Origin of the sequence: Tolypothrix sp. FACHB-123, assembly GCF_014697075.1 — a bacterium.
Taxonomy (GTDB): domain Bacteria; phylum Cyanobacteriota; class Cyanobacteriia; order Cyanobacteriales; family Nostocaceae; genus Aulosira.
On the sequence record NZ_JACJRE010000039.1, the window covers coordinates 61,013 to 76,122 of the forward strand.

Genomic DNA, 15,110 nt, shown 5'->3' on the forward strand with positions numbered 1-15,110 from the left:
GAGATTGCTTGCACTAATGCCTCTGGGTCAACTGGCTTTGCAAGATGCACTGAAACCTGACAGCCCGAGCTTGCTGCTGGTTCATCTCTCCAGCATAGGCAGTCAGGGCGATCGCTGGAATTTGTCCACCTTGTTCAGCCGGAAGTTCTCGAAAATAGGTTTAATATTCAATACCTTTGCCAAAAAAAGAGTATGAAGAGGAAGGGTTAATGTAGTAGAGTTATGGTCTTCCAAAACGATAACTCAAAAGCTACATACAGCCCATGTTCGACATATTAGCATTGTTGCAATGCCTACTACCACAGATAAAAGTGACAACGATGCGACAAATGAGTCAAATCATCATGGCGATTTTAGCCATGAGTGATCGAGTCAGACGCGAGTGCTCAGAGCGTGAATGGCGTAATCCCAAAACCAAGGAAAAAATCACTATTCCAGCTACGACAGTGCCTGCATTTTCTGCACTCAAGCAGTTCCGCTCAAAAGTATCATCATCTGCACCATAAATGCATTAACTGAACTTCTGTCCATGCAATCACTGCAAAGCCGCAGTGATTGGTGCGATCGCAAAGCATAGGCAACGCTAGGTGGAAAACGTGAGTGTTCAACTGTTTTTCTGCTATCAAGCTTTTTAGACCAAGATAAACATGAAACCTATCAAAAAACCGGAACTAGTGATTGTCAAAAAGTCTGTTGCTTCACAGCCAGCACTTGAGGAAGTTTCTCCCGCCCAGACAGTCTCTGCTGATGAACCTATCATTGAGCAGCAGCCAGATGTGAAGGTAGAAAGCCAATTCACTGAATATCTTCACGTTTACGCTCCAGTGCAAGACGCTCCAGTTCTCCAGTTTGTGGGTAACACTGGCTGGCAGGTTTCTGACATCTGGCGAGATTTACGTGTTGATAATTTTTGTGATTGATATTTTCTCTATGGTTAGTTGCAACAATTAATTTTCTTTTGTCACTTTGAGAAACGAAAAATAAGAGCCAAATTTTGGCGTTGCTCCCATTAAGGGATGAACTGCCCATATTGCACATCTAACCTAATCTGTAAGAACGGGCATCGCCGTGGTAAACAGAATTGGTTTAGGCAAGGTTGCTCATTAAAGCAAGAATCCCCGTATGTAGCGTAGCGCTTGGGCGGGGAGCGTCAAGCTACTCAAAATCTGCATATTGAGGAGGGCTAGGGCGTGTTTTCAAACTCGTTGTATCCTAAAAAAGTAGGCGATCGCTTTGCAATGATGATAAACCGAGGAGACTTAAGTAACGAACGCTGGGCGAGGTTAAAACCGCTACTACCACCAGAAAAACCAAAAACAGGCAAGCCAAATAATGACCATCGCACGGTGGTGAATGGCATCCTCTGGATACTCAGAACCGGAGCGCCGTGACGAGACCTCCCGGAACGTTATGGAAAGTGGCAGACTGTGGCCACAAGGTTTTACCGTTGGCAAAAAGCCGGAGTCTGGAACCAAATTTTAGAACATCTACAAGCGATGCCTGCGGCAGGCTACGCCTACGCAGATCAACAAGAAAACCTGGATTGACAAGTACATTATGTAGATGGCACAGTTGTACGCGCCCACCAACACGCAGATGGTGGAAAAAAGGGGGCGTTCGCGTAGCGTCTCGAAGAGAAGAAGATGAAAAACTAGGTCGTTCTCGTGGTGGTTTCAGTACAAAAATACACATTCGATGCGAAGGGAAAGGTAAACCCATAACCTTTATTCTCAGTCCGGGTCAAAGAAACGAGTCAATTTTTCTAGAACAATTGATGGAACAAGGCGCAGTTAAGCGTTCTGGGCGAGGTCGTCCACGTTTGCGCCCTTTACGATTAGTGGGAGATAAGGGGTACACGGGTCGGAGAATACGTAATTACTTACGCCGCCGTGGTATTCGTTTGACCATCCCACGACGCTCAAATGAACTGCGACGCGGCCCATTTAGCTGTGAAATCTACGTCAACGCAACGTTGTTGAGCGCGCTATTAACCGAATCAAACAATTTCGTCGCATTGCTACCCGATATGAAAAACTTGCAGCCAATTATACAGCCATGATAATCATCGCCTCCATTTTGTTGTGGTTATAGTTTGAAAACACGCCCTAGCCTTGGATAAGGATGGTAATGCAATTTGGGAGCAAACCGTAAATACATCAAAAGAAGATTTCATCAACGCTATTGATGTAGATGCTCAAGGTAAAGTATTTGCTGGTGGGCACGCTGCTTCTTCAACTTACGGACGAGGAGCATTTATAATCAAATATGATGGCACCACAGGTCAGCAGCGTTGGATAGAACGCATAGATTCAGGCACAAACCCTACGGTGACAGAACTAAAAGTTGACAAATCAGGTAACGTTCACGTCGCTGGTGATGGTCTTTATCTAGAACACCGATTCAGTAATGGAGAAACGAGAGCAAATCAAGCTCATATAGAGTAAAAGGATGAAGGTAAAAATAGAGCAAAATATGATCAGGTAATGATTGTAGGCATTAGTAACGGAACATAGAGACTTAATCAACTCTCAAGGAAAAGTGTGCTCATGTTTCAGGTATATTCGATGTTACACAGATGCATGAAAGACCGAGAGTATACGTATGCGTCCAGTCCATTGGCATCCACCGACCGAACTTAATGCTCAAGAGCAAAAAATCGTCAAGCGGATCAAAAGAGCAAAGCTATTTACGTTCTTGCGGCAATACCGTCATCAAATATTTGATGAGCAATTTCAAGAAGAACTGGGCAAGCTGTACGCAGATTCTCCCAAAGGGCATCCCCCAGTACCACCAGCACAGTTAGCTTTGACGACAATCTTGCAAGCCTACACAGGAGCCTCGGATGCGGAAGCAATTGAAGCATTGATCATGGACAGGCGTTGGCAGTTGGTAGTAGATTGCATCGATTGCGAACAAGCTCCCTTTTCTCAGGCAACACTGGCGAGATTTCGCACGGCGCTAATTATCCAAGGACTTGACCGACGACTAATTGAGAGAACAGTAGAATTAGCAGAGCAGAGCAAGGGGTTTGGCTCAAGGCAGTTACGGGCAGCACTAGATTCCAGCCCGTTGTGGGGAGCATCGAAAGTCGAAGATACATATAATTTATTGGGTCACGCGCTCAAAAAAGCGATTGGCGTGATATCAAGCCAGCAGGGCAGGGGGCTGGCCGAAGTTGCCAAAGATATTGGCGTGGATATGGTCGCTAGTTCAAGCTTGAAAGCCGCTTTAGACTTAAACTGGGATGACCCTGATCAGAAAAATTTGGCCTTGGGGATTGTACTGGATGCTTTAGAGAGAGTTGAGACTTTTGTTCAAACACAGCCTACGGAAAATGAACATCCGCTACTTCGTTCAACTCTTGAGACAGCAAGGCAAATCGAAACACAGGATGTGGAAGTTGATACAAATGGTGAGGTGAAACTGCGCTCTGGTGTTGCCAAAGAACGGCGTATTTCAGTTGAAGACGAAGAGATGAGACATGGACGTAAAAGCCGTAGCCAGAAAATTGATGGCTATAAACGTCATGTTTTACGAGATTTAGACAACGGAATGATTCGCGCTGTTGGTATTACCAAAGCCAATGTCCCAGAAGCATCAGTAACCGATGCGATTACTCAGGACTTAACATCTCAAGATGTCGAACTCACGGAATTGCATATTGACCGAGCTTACTTAAGTAGCACGTTCGTTAAAAATCTTAGTGAGCAACTCAAGATTTACTGCAAGGCTTGGGTCGTCCACAACGGGACAAAATTTGGTAAAACTGCGTTTGTCTTGGACTGGGATAATCACACTATTTGTTGCCCTAATAAGGTAACTTTACCTTTTACTTTGGGTGGTAAAGTCCAATTTCCACCGTTGGTTTGTGCGACTTGTCCTATAAGGGAATCTTGCACTAGCTCACCACGCGGACGCAGTATTTCGATTCACCCAGAAGAACCATTATTTCGAGAATTACGAGAACGCCAATTAACCCCTATTGGTCGTGCCAAACTCCGTGAACGTGTTTGTGTTGAGCATTCTTTATCCCATATCGGTCGTTGGCAAGGTGAGCAAGCTCGTTATGTTGGTTCTCGCAAAAACTTATTTGATCTTCGTCGCGTAGCAGTTGTTCACAATCTTCATGTCCTTGCCAGAATTTTTACCAACACTACTGAGCCTAACTTTGCTTCTATCTGATTACTGAATCGGTGTTCTAGCCTAAATGTGGATGGAATAGTTACGCAAAAATAAACTAGAACAATTGGCTACTTTTTTGACACTTGTTCTGGTGGTAATGGAGCAGCAGAAGCTAACTTTTCTGACTTGACCAATTTCGCTGCTAAAGCATATGCGTTAGCATCTGAAGTGATTGTGAAGCAGGGTGTCCGCAGCATAATGAAGAACTGCATAAAGATTTGGGTTTATTTTTGTTGGATGCAATTAGCCAAATAGTGTAGAACGCTAATAACCGATTCCAAGAGCTATTGTTGATGACATGAGTTAATTTCTTCTGCCTAAGATGTCGTATTTTAAAATACGACATCAGAAAAAGTTTCAATACTGTTTAGAAATTTGGGAAACATTTATGATCAGTAAATCTTGCCAAAGAGCAATACATTAATATTATTTATCTGCTTTCATAACATCAAAATGATAGCTAGGCACTTTTCGTAAGACATGATATGGTAGCAGACAAAACTGCGTACCTTAACTATAAAGACAACTGTCTCAATTAAGGGAATTTTCACCAGTAACATCTTTAAAAGTAGATATTAAATCGATCATTGTCGAATTTTAAAATTCGACAAAAAGCAATTTATGAAGCAGATAGTTATCTCACTTTTGGCAAATGCAGGTGGTGTAGGTAAAACTACGCTTAGTGTACATCTTGCTTATGAAATGAGCCGACGTGGCTTTTCAGTAGCAATGATTGATCTAGATCCACAACGTTCTTTAGATGTATTTTGTGGACTAGCCCCAGCAGAAGCATCCAAGACTTTGATAGAAGTTTTATCCAAGGATTTCAAAGGAAATTGGTCTGTTGTTCCAGTCTGGAAAGATTTTAATATCAATGTAGAAGTTTGCCAAGGACATCCACTATTAGCTGAGATAGCAAACGAATTGGTAATTAGGAAACGAGGAGAGTACGCACTAAGCGATCGCCTCAAGAGTTTTCCACTACCCCATAACTTAATAATTTTGGATTGTCCAGCCACCTTGGGAATGCTCAATGTCAATGCTTTAGCAGCGTCAACGCATATTTTGGTACCAGTACAACTGGAAATGAAAGCAATTTCTGGTTCAGCCGAGCTAGTAGAATGGTGTATTTCCACAGCAGAAGAATTACATCTTGACCCTAGACCACCTATTTTAGGTTTTGTACCAAGTATGTACGATGAGTCAGTGGCAATGCATCGACAGTATTTGGAGCAATTGCCAGAAATTGCTAATCAGTTACACTTGAAGCTTTACCCCAAGGTTCGTAACTCAAATGAATTCAAAAATGCTAGCGCTCACGGCTTGCCTTTACAAGCCTACCGTCCTAAGCATCCTGCTTGTAAAGATTTCAAACCAATAGCAGACGATTTAGCAGCTTTGATCAAAGATAAAAAGGAGAAAAAGTAACTGTGGCTTTACCAAAAATTGCTGACAGATTCAGTGGCGCAATTCAAAAGACAGATCAAGAACAGAAAATTGCCGAACTTCAGGCAGAAGTGGAGCGTTTAAGAGCTACTCAATCCCCAGATTTAGAAATAGAACTACAAGAACTTCGAGAACAGCTACAAAATCAATCAGGAGAAGTTGAAATTGACTTAGACCTGATTGATCCCAATCCCAACCAACCTCGGCAGACAATTACATCAGAATCAATTCAAGCAAAAGCACGTCTACTAAAAAAGCATGGGCAAATTTCTTCAGTTATCCTGGTACTTCAGGAAAACGGACGCTATATGCTGCTTGATGGTCAGTTGCGTACTGAGGGTGCAAGGGTTCTAGGATGGAAAACCATTCGTGCTGTAGTGGTTCCAATGCCTAAAGACTTAACCCAATCTGCACTTATTACTTTTCTTGGTTTTGAGGATTTAAACCCTTTAGATAAGGCAGAGGCAGTATTTAAAGAAGTAACTAAGTCTACAGATTTAACAATAGATGAAATATTTACACTTTTAGGAACAGTACTTAAACGAATAGAAAGAGATGGTAACAGTAAAGAACTAACAAATCTCATCAATGTTAGTACTGAAAAGCAGCAACAAGGTTTAGAACAGTTAGGAGTTATAGATACAGAGCAAAGTCTACTTTTAGCACTGTTAGAACTAGGCTTAAATCCAAGTTCTGTAAAAGCTAATCTTATGCCAATGCTATTCTTACCTCAAGATTTGAAAGATGCAATTAGGCAAAGGGGCTTGAAGGGCGCTCACGCTTTAGCATTGGCAACACTTTCAGCAAAAGGACTTGACATAAAGGAAGAACAAGCAACCTCTGTGCGAATTACCGCCACAAATAAAGTATTAAACGAAAACTTGACAGTCCCAGAAACCCGTGAACTGATTAAAGCAATTAAGGATAAATATTTAAAGCACAAAAAATCTGAATCGAAAGAAGTGAAAGCTGTAATTCAAAAAATCAAGGAATTATCTGAGGATTCGCTACAGGGAGCTAGCCATGAACAGCTTCAACAGTTACGAACACTACTAGAGCAAAAGTTAGTAGCGCTCTCTAAAGTTCTCAATGTTTGAATTTAACTGTGCTACTTTGAAAACCTGAATTTTGCTAATTAAGCTCAAGCTGACAGAAAAAATGGAAGTGATATAGCCTGAAAATTTCAGCTACTAATTACGCTTTCCATTCAAAGTAGAACACAATAAAGATTGATTCTTACAGGTATTGAGCTAGAGCTACTAACTTTACAGTTGATATTGCCAAAAAGCGCGGTCTAGTTGCAAAGATTTTTATAATCTTGCAAAAACCGAGCTTTTTTAATGAGTCAGATTTTTTAAAATTTGCTTCTACAGGGATTGCCAATTTATGGACTTATTCGATCAGCATCTAGCCCAAGTCACAGCGGTGGAAGCTCCACTTGCAGCGCGAATGCGTCCTCAAACTCTTGATGAATTTGTTGGTCAAGACCATATCCTCGGCACTGGAAGGCTGCTAAGACGTGCCATAAGTCTAGACCAAATATCCTCACTAATATTCTATGGGCCACCAGGCACTGGTAAAACAACTTTGGCGCGTGTGATAGCTAATACAACTCGCGCTCATTTCATTGCGATTAATGCCGTACTCTCGGGAGTTAAAGAAATTCGCGCTGCTATTGAAACAGCACAAGAGCAACGCAAATTCCACAACCGCAGGACTATCCTGTTTGTAGATGAAGTTCATCGGTTCAATAAATCTCAACAAGATGCACTGCTGCCTTGGGTAGAAAATGGCACAGTTATTTTAATTGGCGCAACCACAGAAAATCCTTATTTTGAAGTTAATAAAGCGCTAGTCAGTCGTTCGCGGATTTTTCAGCTTCAACCATTAAAGGATGAAGACTTGTACCGGATTGTTGAGCAAACGCTAAATGATTCTCAACGTGGTTATGGCAAGCTGAAAGTGCAGATTGATGATGATGCGTTAGCTCACCTAGTTAATGTTGCCAATGGTGATGCTCGTTCACTATTGAATGCTTTGGAATTAGCTGTAGAGACGACATCAGCTAATTCTAATGATGTTATTCATATCACCCTGGCAGTCGCCGAAGAATCAATTCAGCAGCGGGCGGTTTTATACGATAAAGAAGGTGATGCTCATTTTGATACTATTAGCGCCTTTATCAAAAGCTTACGCGGCTCAGATCCTGACGCAGCACTATACTGGCTAGCGAAAATGGTGTATGCAGGTGAAGACCCACGCTTTATCTTCCGCAGAATGTTGATTCTTGCTAGTGAGGATGTGGGACTAGCTGACCCCAATGCTGTTGTCGTAGTCAATGCTTGTGCCGAAGCATTTGATCGCGTTGGTATGCCAGAAGGACGATATCATCTAGCGCAAGCAACACTTTATTTGGCAACTGCACCAAAGTCAAACAGCATTATGGGCTTTTTCGATGCTTTGGCAGCTGTTGAGAGCGAAAAGTCAGCAGATATCCCCAATCATCTCAAAGATGCTAATCGAGATAAAAAAGGATTTGGGCATGGAGCCGGCTATCTATACCCTCATGCTTACCGAGATCATTGGGTGGCGCAGCAATACTTGCCTGCTAGCTTACAAGGACAAGTATTTTATCAGCCATCAATGCAGGGATTTGAGGAAAAAATTAATGCTCAGGTTGCCAGTCACCGTGAAGCTCAATTAGCTGCTTTAGTAGAAGGAATGGGTGTTGCTTCTCTAGAAATTCTCACTTATGGCAGTATCGACCGAACTAGTGAATTATGGCTACAACGTACTCTTTCGCAAGTAGGTACGCAATTAGCAGTAATACGCGATCGCATTTTCACCTTAGCCCAATTACAACGTCATCATTTGGTTTTGGATTTAAATGCAGGTAGTGGTTTACTCACCTGGGAAGCAATCCGCCGTGTCGGGGAAGGTGGAGTTTATGCTTGTGTTAATAGTCAAAATGATGCTCTTGCTCTAATTGAACAAGCAGCTGCACTTCCACAACTGATGCGTCCAGTGATATTAAATGCCCAAATCACTGAACTACCTGCTGTGTTAGCTTCACAAACGCCAGGAGTAATATTTGACTACATTATTGGTCGCAATGTATTGTTTGCCCAAACGGATAAAGCGAGCGCGGCCCAAATTCTAGCTAAATTACTGCCTTCTTCAGGAAAAATACTGCTGGCGGAATCAATCCCACGCCACACACAAAGGCTTTATCGCTTAATTGAGCCAGAAAAGTTGGATAAAAAATTGTATCAGCGTTTAGTTACGGCTGAAGAGGCTATTTACTCGAATCAATCAGACCCGATGTTGAACTGGGATGCTTTTGATTTGCAGCAAGCTTTTGAAGATGCGGGGTTAGCAGTCGAAGTATCAGTTGAGCAGAACACAACACCAATACACATTACCTCAGGCTTTATTGAGCGCTTGTTTAGAGCTAATGCAAATCGACCCAGTTATGGTGAGCGACTAGCTCAGAATCTGACATCTCTTGAAATACATTCTCTCAATGAGCTATTTATGCGCTCCTTGCTCAATCAAACAGTCAGTTGGATGAGTTCTACTGCTTTTGTGAAAGCAGCGTACAAAATTTGACATTGTTAGCAGTCTACAAAAATTCATGGGGTATAAGTAGGTGCTATATATACCCCATAAATACTTGAAAATTTTTATGCTCATTTTACCTCCTATATAGGGTATATATAGGTAATACTTAGGGTATTTTTGATCCACTAATACTTTATGCCCCACTTGACCCCCATGACCAACATTCACACCTTACAAAAAATTTTTCCCGCCGGCTTTGATAACGGTTACGGTAGCATCAAACTTTTAGTCGATGGCTTTGATGTTGTTCGCGTTCCCAGTTATATTTCTTCTGTCGATATGGAAGATGTTCCCGGAAGAGTAGTTTTCAATGGTACTGCCTACACCGTCGGCGAATCTGCTTTTCGTACAGGTTATCATTTTGAACGAAATACTGACAGCAATGAAAATAAAGTCAATAATGCATTGATTACATTATTGGGTGCATTGGCACATCTGCCACACCGTAAGGCTTGGCATTTAAAGTTAGTCGTCAGCCTACATGATGTTGGTTTGGCATCCGAATTAAAACAAGTACTCAATGGAGAATACCAACCAATACTTGCTGGCAAAGTTTCCGAAGTAAAGATAGAAGTACTCAAAGTCGTCCCAGAGGGTATGGGTGCATTGTTTGGGCAACAACTTCCCCCAAAATTAACCGTTTTAGACTTTGGCAATGGTACCACTCTGTATTCTCGGTACAACCAAGGTAAGCGTGAAGTTCACACTCCTTATCCCACGGGTGTAGAAGTCCTCATAGAAGATATCTCCCAAAAGATGAAACATCTTAATGGCGGTAAAATCGGTGACCCATCAAAGATTCGATTTTGTCTAGAAATGGGACATACCAGGTATAGCCGTGACATTGATATCAAAGATGTCTACAGCGCTTGTTTGAAAGATTGGTATGAAAAATACTTGAAGAAAGTTGTGAATCTCACACTTGATGCCAAACACGCTGGAGACGAAATTTGGGCGATTGGTGGCGGTTGTCTGTTACCTGGATTTAAGAAGTTATTAGAGAAGAATGGGTTCAGAATTCTGGATAATCCGGTAGAAGCTAATGCCTTTGGACTCCTAGAAATGGCTAAAGCGATTGTCAAAAAGAATACTTAAGCATACTTTGTAGAAGATAACAATGGCAGACAAACAAGACTCAACCCCAGAAAAAATTCGTATTAAAGACAGCTACCGTGAACGCATATTTGCAGAATCACAACAATTAGATAAAAGTTACCTAGAAACGCTTTACTTTATCATTGATTGCTATTTTGCGTTTAAAAAAGGTGCATTCCCGATATACCCAGTAGTCACACATCCAGCTATGGTTACTCCTAATGCTACAAAGCAAAACCTAGAAGAACAGTCTACTCCAACGCCATCTACACATCAGCAACAAGAAGATTCAGAAGGTGAGACATTCACTCTTGATTTTGATTTATAAGTAAGTTGCGTGTGTGGGGTTCGCACCCCCAACTACCCCGTTCTCTTCTTCACCCAGTTTTGGCGAAAGAAAAAACTAAGAAACACTTACTCTATGAAATCTATGATCTGCTCTTAGCAAGGGTTTGTCGTAGGTAATGTCGCGCAACACTTTTGCGAAGCACTGGCTTTGCAATACATTAAACCATAGCAGCAAATAGAGACATCATCATAAGATATTTTACGTTATTTCAAGCATCAGCTGGAATTCAACAAAGAATTTTTTGGGCTACAAATTAAGCGATTACCTGAGTCAAAATACCAAAGTAGCCTTTAAATATCCTTAATTTTATAGCAGTACTTACGCAAAAATAACGTAACTTCGTCATTAAGAGCTATAACCTTCCTTCCGTACCCAGCACTGTCACAATCGGTTATTACTGAGGTTGATTCATCAATAGAGAATAAAAGAACACATTAAATGAGTAAAAAAGATATTTTAAGAAGTTTTAGAGGCATTTAGACTATTCTCAATAAGAAGTAATAAAAAATTCAAGCAACTTGAGGAGCTGATAATAATCAGATATTATAATTTTTATTTAATGATTAATTAAAGCTTATATAAATGTCAAACTAAGTAGGGTTTTCAGCATAATAATTCAGGACTAATAATGAAATTAAATAGTCCGGTTAAACATAGTAGCACCCTTAAGAATCTAGATAAAATTAAGTTATGCAGGTGTAGTAACGGCGGCAATCTTCTGGTAAGAATGTCAGAATAAAATTTCTCTGGCTCGTTAAATTAGAAATATCTGTTTCCTGGTTTAATGTGACAAGATAAATTGATTCAAAGCATTGAAATATCCACCTTAATGTGGGGTTATTGATTGATTTACCCAGTTGATTTTTAATGGTTGATTTTGACGCTGATAAAGCTGCCCTCATTTGTCTTTGTGCCAGTGTGTAGACTAGTAAGCATAACCCCGTTATCATAGCCAATGCTTCTATTCTTTCGGGGCTTTTAATGAAAATACTATCTGTAAAAAACAATGGGTCTTTCAAAAAGCCAAATCCTCTTTCACATGATTGCTGTGCTTTGTATTCTTTAATCATTTTATTATTGTCAAGTTGCTTAGATTCTAAGACATTTGTGGCAATAATAAAACGCCCAGCACTTTTGGTTTCGATAGCAATTGCATTGTCATTTTGTGAGACAGTTGCTGAAATCTGATAATAGTTGTCTGTCCATTTTTGGAAATATCACCTCTGGCAAACTAGTTTTATATTCTCCATGTAGATGAAATGATGATGAGCGGAGCCGGAGACGCTCCGCCTCCGGTCTAAACCTCATCCATCTTGAAAACTGGAGTTTTCGCAGAAAACATATTACTGTGGATAGGTGGTGTGGTAGAAAATCAAACAGGAATGCTAAAGGTAGAATGCGATCGCTGGAACCAGAGTGCCTCAATCTTAAGAGAAGAAGCCTTAAGAGCAGATCATGCTAGGACTCGTGAGCGTTTAATGGGGTACAACCGGGATACGGATACTGTTGGCGAAACATTACTTAACATAAAAACGGCGGTTTTTCCGTGTAATACATGGAAAAGATCAACTCGCCTCTCCGTGTATTACACGGAGAGAAAAAAATTTAGTTAGCTGCCTCAATAATCAATAAACTAGAAGAAATACTTGTGGAGGCAGTATATGTGCTTACATCCTGAAGAAATTCCTCCTATTCCCAATGAAACGGTACGCATAGCCAAGGCCGCATTCCCAAAAGGTAATCTTTATATGCGACTGCGTGATGAACTTGGGGTCTTTTACCAGGATGAAGATTTCGCATCATTGTATCCACAACGGGGTCAGCCAGCGCAAGCACCTTGGCGGTTAGCGATGATACTGGTGATGCAATATCTAGAAAATTTATCTGATAGACAAGCAACCCAAGCAGTGCAAGGGCGGATTGATTGGAAATACGCTTTGTCGTTGGAGTTGACAGACCCCGGTTTTGATTTTAGTGTTTTAAGCGAATTCCGTGACCGATTAATCACAGGTGGAGTTGAGCGGCAAATACTAGACTTGATGCTGTCGAAATTTCAGCAACTCAAACTACTGTCAGCAAGGGGAAAACAGCGCACTGACTCAACCCATATATTAGCTGTAGTCAGAGAACTAACAAGACTGGAACATTTGGGGGAAACTCTGCGTTATGCCTTGAATGCTGTCGCTGAAGTTGCACCTATTTGGCTGAAGTCACTAGCTCCGGTCGAGTGGTATGACCGCTATAGCAGACGTTTTGAAGATACCCGATTGCCAAGAACAGCTTCAGAGCGAGAAGCCTTAGCCCAGACAATAGGGGCTGATGGCTTTTATTTACTCGATAACATCTATTCCCAAACGTCCCCCACCGAACTGCGGCAACTGCCAGCCGTAGAAATCTTGCGTCAGGTTTGGTTACAGCAATACTATGCACCAACAGACAATATCCAGTTACGCAACGAAAAAGATGGGCCACCGGGGGCAGTACGAATTCGCTCTCCCTATGACGAAGATGCGCGTAACAGTACCAAACGCACTACTAACTGGACAGGGTACAAAGTGCATCTAACAGAAAGTTGTGATGAAGACTCACCTCACATGATCACTCATGTAGAGACGACTATTGCAACAACTCAAGACGTAACAGTTGTTCCCTCAATTCACCAAGCTCTGGGCGAAAAAAACCTCTTGCCTGAACAGCATTTGGTTGACCAAGCATACACATCAGCACAATTACTTTCTAGTTCCGAGCGAGACTATGACATTGACCTGTTGGGGCCAGTAGCCTTGAATGTTGGATGGCAAGCAAAAGCCGGACTGGGATTTGATTTATCTCATTTTCAGATAGATTGGCAGCAGAAAGCGGTCTATTGTCCTCAAGGCAAGCGTAGTTACCTTTGGAAAAAGAATAAAAATTTTTATGATAAACCCCTAATTTATGTTGAGTTTCGGCAGCGTGATTGTTTGGCTTGTCCAGTTCGCAGCCAATGTACTCGTGCAAAAACCAACCCGCGCGGGTTAAGTATACAGGTGCAATCTGATTATGAAGCTCTTCAAAAAGCAAGAGTTCGACAAAAAACTGAGGAATTCCAAAAACAGTATGCACTCCGCTCAGGCATTGAAGGAACTATTTCTCAAGGAATTCGCGCCTTTTCCATGCGCGATTGCCGTTATATTGGGCTAGCTAAAACTCATCGGGAGCAATGCGATTTTGTTAGACGACCCAAAAAGCAGTGCGATCGCTAATCACTTTTTTCAGTACATAAATTTATTAAATACATAATTAATAGTATTAATACTTAGATAGTTTCCAGATAGAGGGTAGTGATAATATCAGTTCAGATTATTTTTTTTGTGGATACGAAAAAAAGGTAGAATTCCCGAGTAGCAATAGTTTTGAGACGGGAAACGCCTACCTTTATGGAAAAAAATATATATGCGACTTTAGATTTAACTCTTTCCTTGTCAGATTTTCAAGCTAAGGTTACAAAACTTTTAGAATTAACCAATGTTAAAGAATGGGATGGACGAGTGGTTCAAGAAAGAGAACAAAAAATTAGAGAAGCAGCACTTGTTTTAGCCGGTCAATGTATTGCTTTATTTTTATATAACCTTTCTCAATCTCAAGAGGCTCTCGACACAGCAATGACCCAGACCCAACTGTGGAGGCAGCCCACAACTCAAAAACATGGTTATCGGACTAGACAAATATTAACAATCGGGAATGTTCTAGTTACTTTAAAATTACCATATGTAGTATCTATCAAGGATAAAAAGGACAAAAATAAATTTTCAGGCTCAGGATTCTGCCCATTTTTAATCTGGTTAGGAATGTCAGAAGGATTAACCCCTTTGGTATGGTCAACTGTTGCTCAATATGGCGCAATCGCTAGTTCATTTGAAGCTGCCTGCACAATTTTAACAGGCTGGGGAATTAAACTTAGTTTCAAAAGAATTGAGCGGTTAACATATAAATTTGGTCAAATTGGCATCAACTTGCGTCAATCTAAAATATTAAATCGACAGCAGGGGATTTTACCTGAAGGTAATGTTCTTAAAGACCAAAGAGTTGTCATTACTGTAGATGGCGGTCGGAGTAGAATCCGAATCAATAAAAAGGGGAGAAAAAACTCTCAAACCAAGCGACACGGGTTTATTGGTCAATGGATTGAGCCAAAGTTATTCACAATTTATGTTGTTGATGAACAAGGTAAAAAAGTAAATAATTCTGAGATTCCTATTACTAATGATGGGACTTATGACGGATATAAAGCGCTTTTAGAAATTTTAGAAGCGCATTTAGTTAGCTTAGGAATTAGTCTGACTTTTCACGGGATGTGGAAAAGAAAGAGTGGTTCGCGATAGATTATCGCGAACCACTTCCTATTCTTTATTATATTTGGAAGTTTCTTCGACTAAAT

At 41.1% G+C, this 15,110-nt stretch carries 10 protein-coding genes and 4 pseudogenes; 12 read left to right on the forward strand and 2 right to left on the reverse strand.

The window, feature by feature from the left end; all coding sequences use genetic code 11:
* Nucleotides 1-377: 377 nt before the first annotated feature.
* The 5 genes and pseudogenes from H6G41_RS35310 to H6G41_RS23030 all read left to right on the forward strand — a co-directional run.
* Nucleotides 378-506, forward strand: a pseudogene (locus tag H6G41_RS35310) (HU family DNA-binding protein); the annotation flags it as partial.
* 141 nt (nt 507-647) lie between these two features.
* The gene (locus H6G41_RS23015) at nt 648-920 is read left to right on the forward strand and encodes a hypothetical protein (protein ID WP_190748964.1); all 273 of its coding nucleotides are present in this window, start codon (nt 648-650) and stop codon (nt 918-920) included.
* A 324-nt stretch (nt 921-1,244) separates the two neighbouring features.
* Nucleotides 1,245-2,091 (forward strand): annotated as a pseudogene (locus H6G41_RS23020) (IS5 family transposase).
* 20 nt (nt 2,092-2,111) lie between these two features.
* The gene (locus H6G41_RS23025; protein WP_190748966.1) at nt 2,112-2,444 is read left to right on the forward strand and encodes a hypothetical protein; all 333 of its coding nucleotides are present in this window, start codon (nt 2,112-2,114) and stop codon (nt 2,442-2,444) included.
* A 157-nt stretch (nt 2,445-2,601) separates the two neighbouring features.
* Complete coding sequence (locus H6G41_RS23030) at nt 2,602-4,182, forward strand: IS1182 family transposase (protein ID WP_190748968.1); 1,581 nt, start codon at nt 2,602-2,604, stop codon at nt 4,180-4,182.
* Nucleotides 4,183-4,250: 68 nt separating this feature from the next.
* Here the strand turns inward: H6G41_RS23030 and H6G41_RS23035 are convergent, their stop codons facing one another.
* Nucleotides 4,251-4,394, reverse strand: coding sequence for a hypothetical protein (locus H6G41_RS23035; protein ID WP_190748970.1), 144 nt, complete (start codon nt 4,392-4,394; stop codon nt 4,251-4,253).
* A gap of 409 nt (nt 4,395-4,803) precedes the next feature.
* Here H6G41_RS23035 and H6G41_RS23040 point away from each other — a divergent pair, with 409 nt between their 5' ends.
* The 5 genes from H6G41_RS23040 to H6G41_RS23060 all read left to right on the forward strand — a co-directional run bounded on the left by H6G41_RS23040 (nt 4,804) and on the right by H6G41_RS23060 (nt 10,672).
* Nucleotides 4,804-5,610 carry a ParA family protein gene (locus H6G41_RS23040; RefSeq protein WP_190748972.1) on the forward strand — a complete coding sequence of 269 codons (807 nt, stop codon included), beginning with the start codon at nt 4,804-4,806 and terminating at the stop codon, nt 5,608-5,610.
* Nucleotides 5,611-5,612: 2 nt separating this feature from the next.
* Nucleotides 5,613-6,725 (forward strand): ParB/RepB/Spo0J family partition protein, encoded by a 1,113-nt coding sequence (locus H6G41_RS23045; protein ID WP_190748974.1) that lies wholly within the window; start codon nt 5,613-5,615, stop codon nt 6,723-6,725.
* Between the two features lie 289 nt (nt 6,726-7,014).
* Nucleotides 7,015-9,237 carry an AAA family ATPase gene (locus H6G41_RS23050; protein ID WP_190748977.1) on the forward strand — a complete coding sequence of 741 codons (2,223 nt, stop codon included), beginning with the start codon at nt 7,015-7,017 and terminating at the stop codon, nt 9,235-9,237.
* A 165-nt stretch (nt 9,238-9,402) separates the two neighbouring features.
* A complete protein-coding gene (locus H6G41_RS23055) occupies nt 9,403-10,344 on the forward strand; it encodes a ParM/StbA family protein (RefSeq protein WP_190748989.1) in 942 nt (313 codons plus the stop codon).
* A 22-nt stretch (nt 10,345-10,366) separates the two neighbouring features.
* Nucleotides 10,367-10,672, forward strand: coding sequence for a hypothetical protein (locus tag H6G41_RS23060; RefSeq protein ID WP_190748978.1), 306 nt, complete (start codon nt 10,367-10,369; stop codon nt 10,670-10,672).
* Nucleotides 10,673-11,376: 704 nt separating this feature from the next.
* Here H6G41_RS23060 and H6G41_RS23065 read toward each other — a convergent pair.
* A pseudogene (locus H6G41_RS23065) lies at nt 11,377-11,889 on the reverse strand (IS1634 family transposase); the annotation flags it as partial.
* 465 nt (nt 11,890-12,354) lie between these two features.
* Between H6G41_RS23065 and H6G41_RS23070 the strand changes: the two are divergent.
* Nucleotides 12,355-13,935, forward strand: a complete 1,581-nt coding sequence (locus H6G41_RS23070) for an IS1182 family transposase (RefSeq protein ID WP_190748981.1) — start codon at nt 12,355-12,357, stop codon at nt 13,933-13,935.
* Nucleotides 13,936-14,109: 174 nt separating this feature from the next.
* Nucleotides 14,110-15,009 (forward strand): annotated as a pseudogene (locus tag H6G41_RS23075) (ISLre2 family transposase); the annotation flags it as partial.
* Between the last annotated feature and the right edge of the window lie 101 nt (nt 15,010-15,110).

What these genes read in the sequence shown, in the direction of transcription:
- H6G41_RS23030 (WP_190748968.1), top strand. Translation starts at nt 2,602, where the DNA reads ATGCGTCCAGTCCATTGGCATCCACCGACCGAACTTAATGCTCAAGAG.
- H6G41_RS23040 (WP_190748972.1), top strand. Translation starts at nt 4,804, where the DNA reads ATGAAGCAGATAGTTATCTCACTTTTGGCAAATGCAGGTGGTGTAGGT.
- H6G41_RS23060 (WP_190748978.1), top strand. Translation starts at nt 10,367, where the DNA reads ATGGCAGACAAACAAGACTCAACCCCAGAAAAAATTCGTATTAAAGAC.
- H6G41_RS23035 (WP_190748970.1), bottom strand. Translation starts at nt 4,394, where the DNA reads ATGCAGTTCTTCATTATGCTGCGGACACCCTGCTTCACAATCACTTCA.
- H6G41_RS23015 (WP_190748964.1), top strand. Translation starts at nt 648, where the DNA reads ATGAAACCTATCAAAAAACCGGAACTAGTGATTGTCAAAAAGTCTGTT.
- H6G41_RS23070 (WP_190748981.1), top strand. Translation starts at nt 12,355, where the DNA reads ATGTGCTTACATCCTGAAGAAATTCCTCCTATTCCCAATGAAACGGTA.
- H6G41_RS23055 (WP_190748989.1), top strand. Translation starts at nt 9,403, where the DNA reads ATGACCAACATTCACACCTTACAAAAAATTTTTCCCGCCGGCTTTGAT.
- H6G41_RS23050 (WP_190748977.1), top strand. Translation starts at nt 7,015, where the DNA reads ATGGACTTATTCGATCAGCATCTAGCCCAAGTCACAGCGGTGGAAGCT.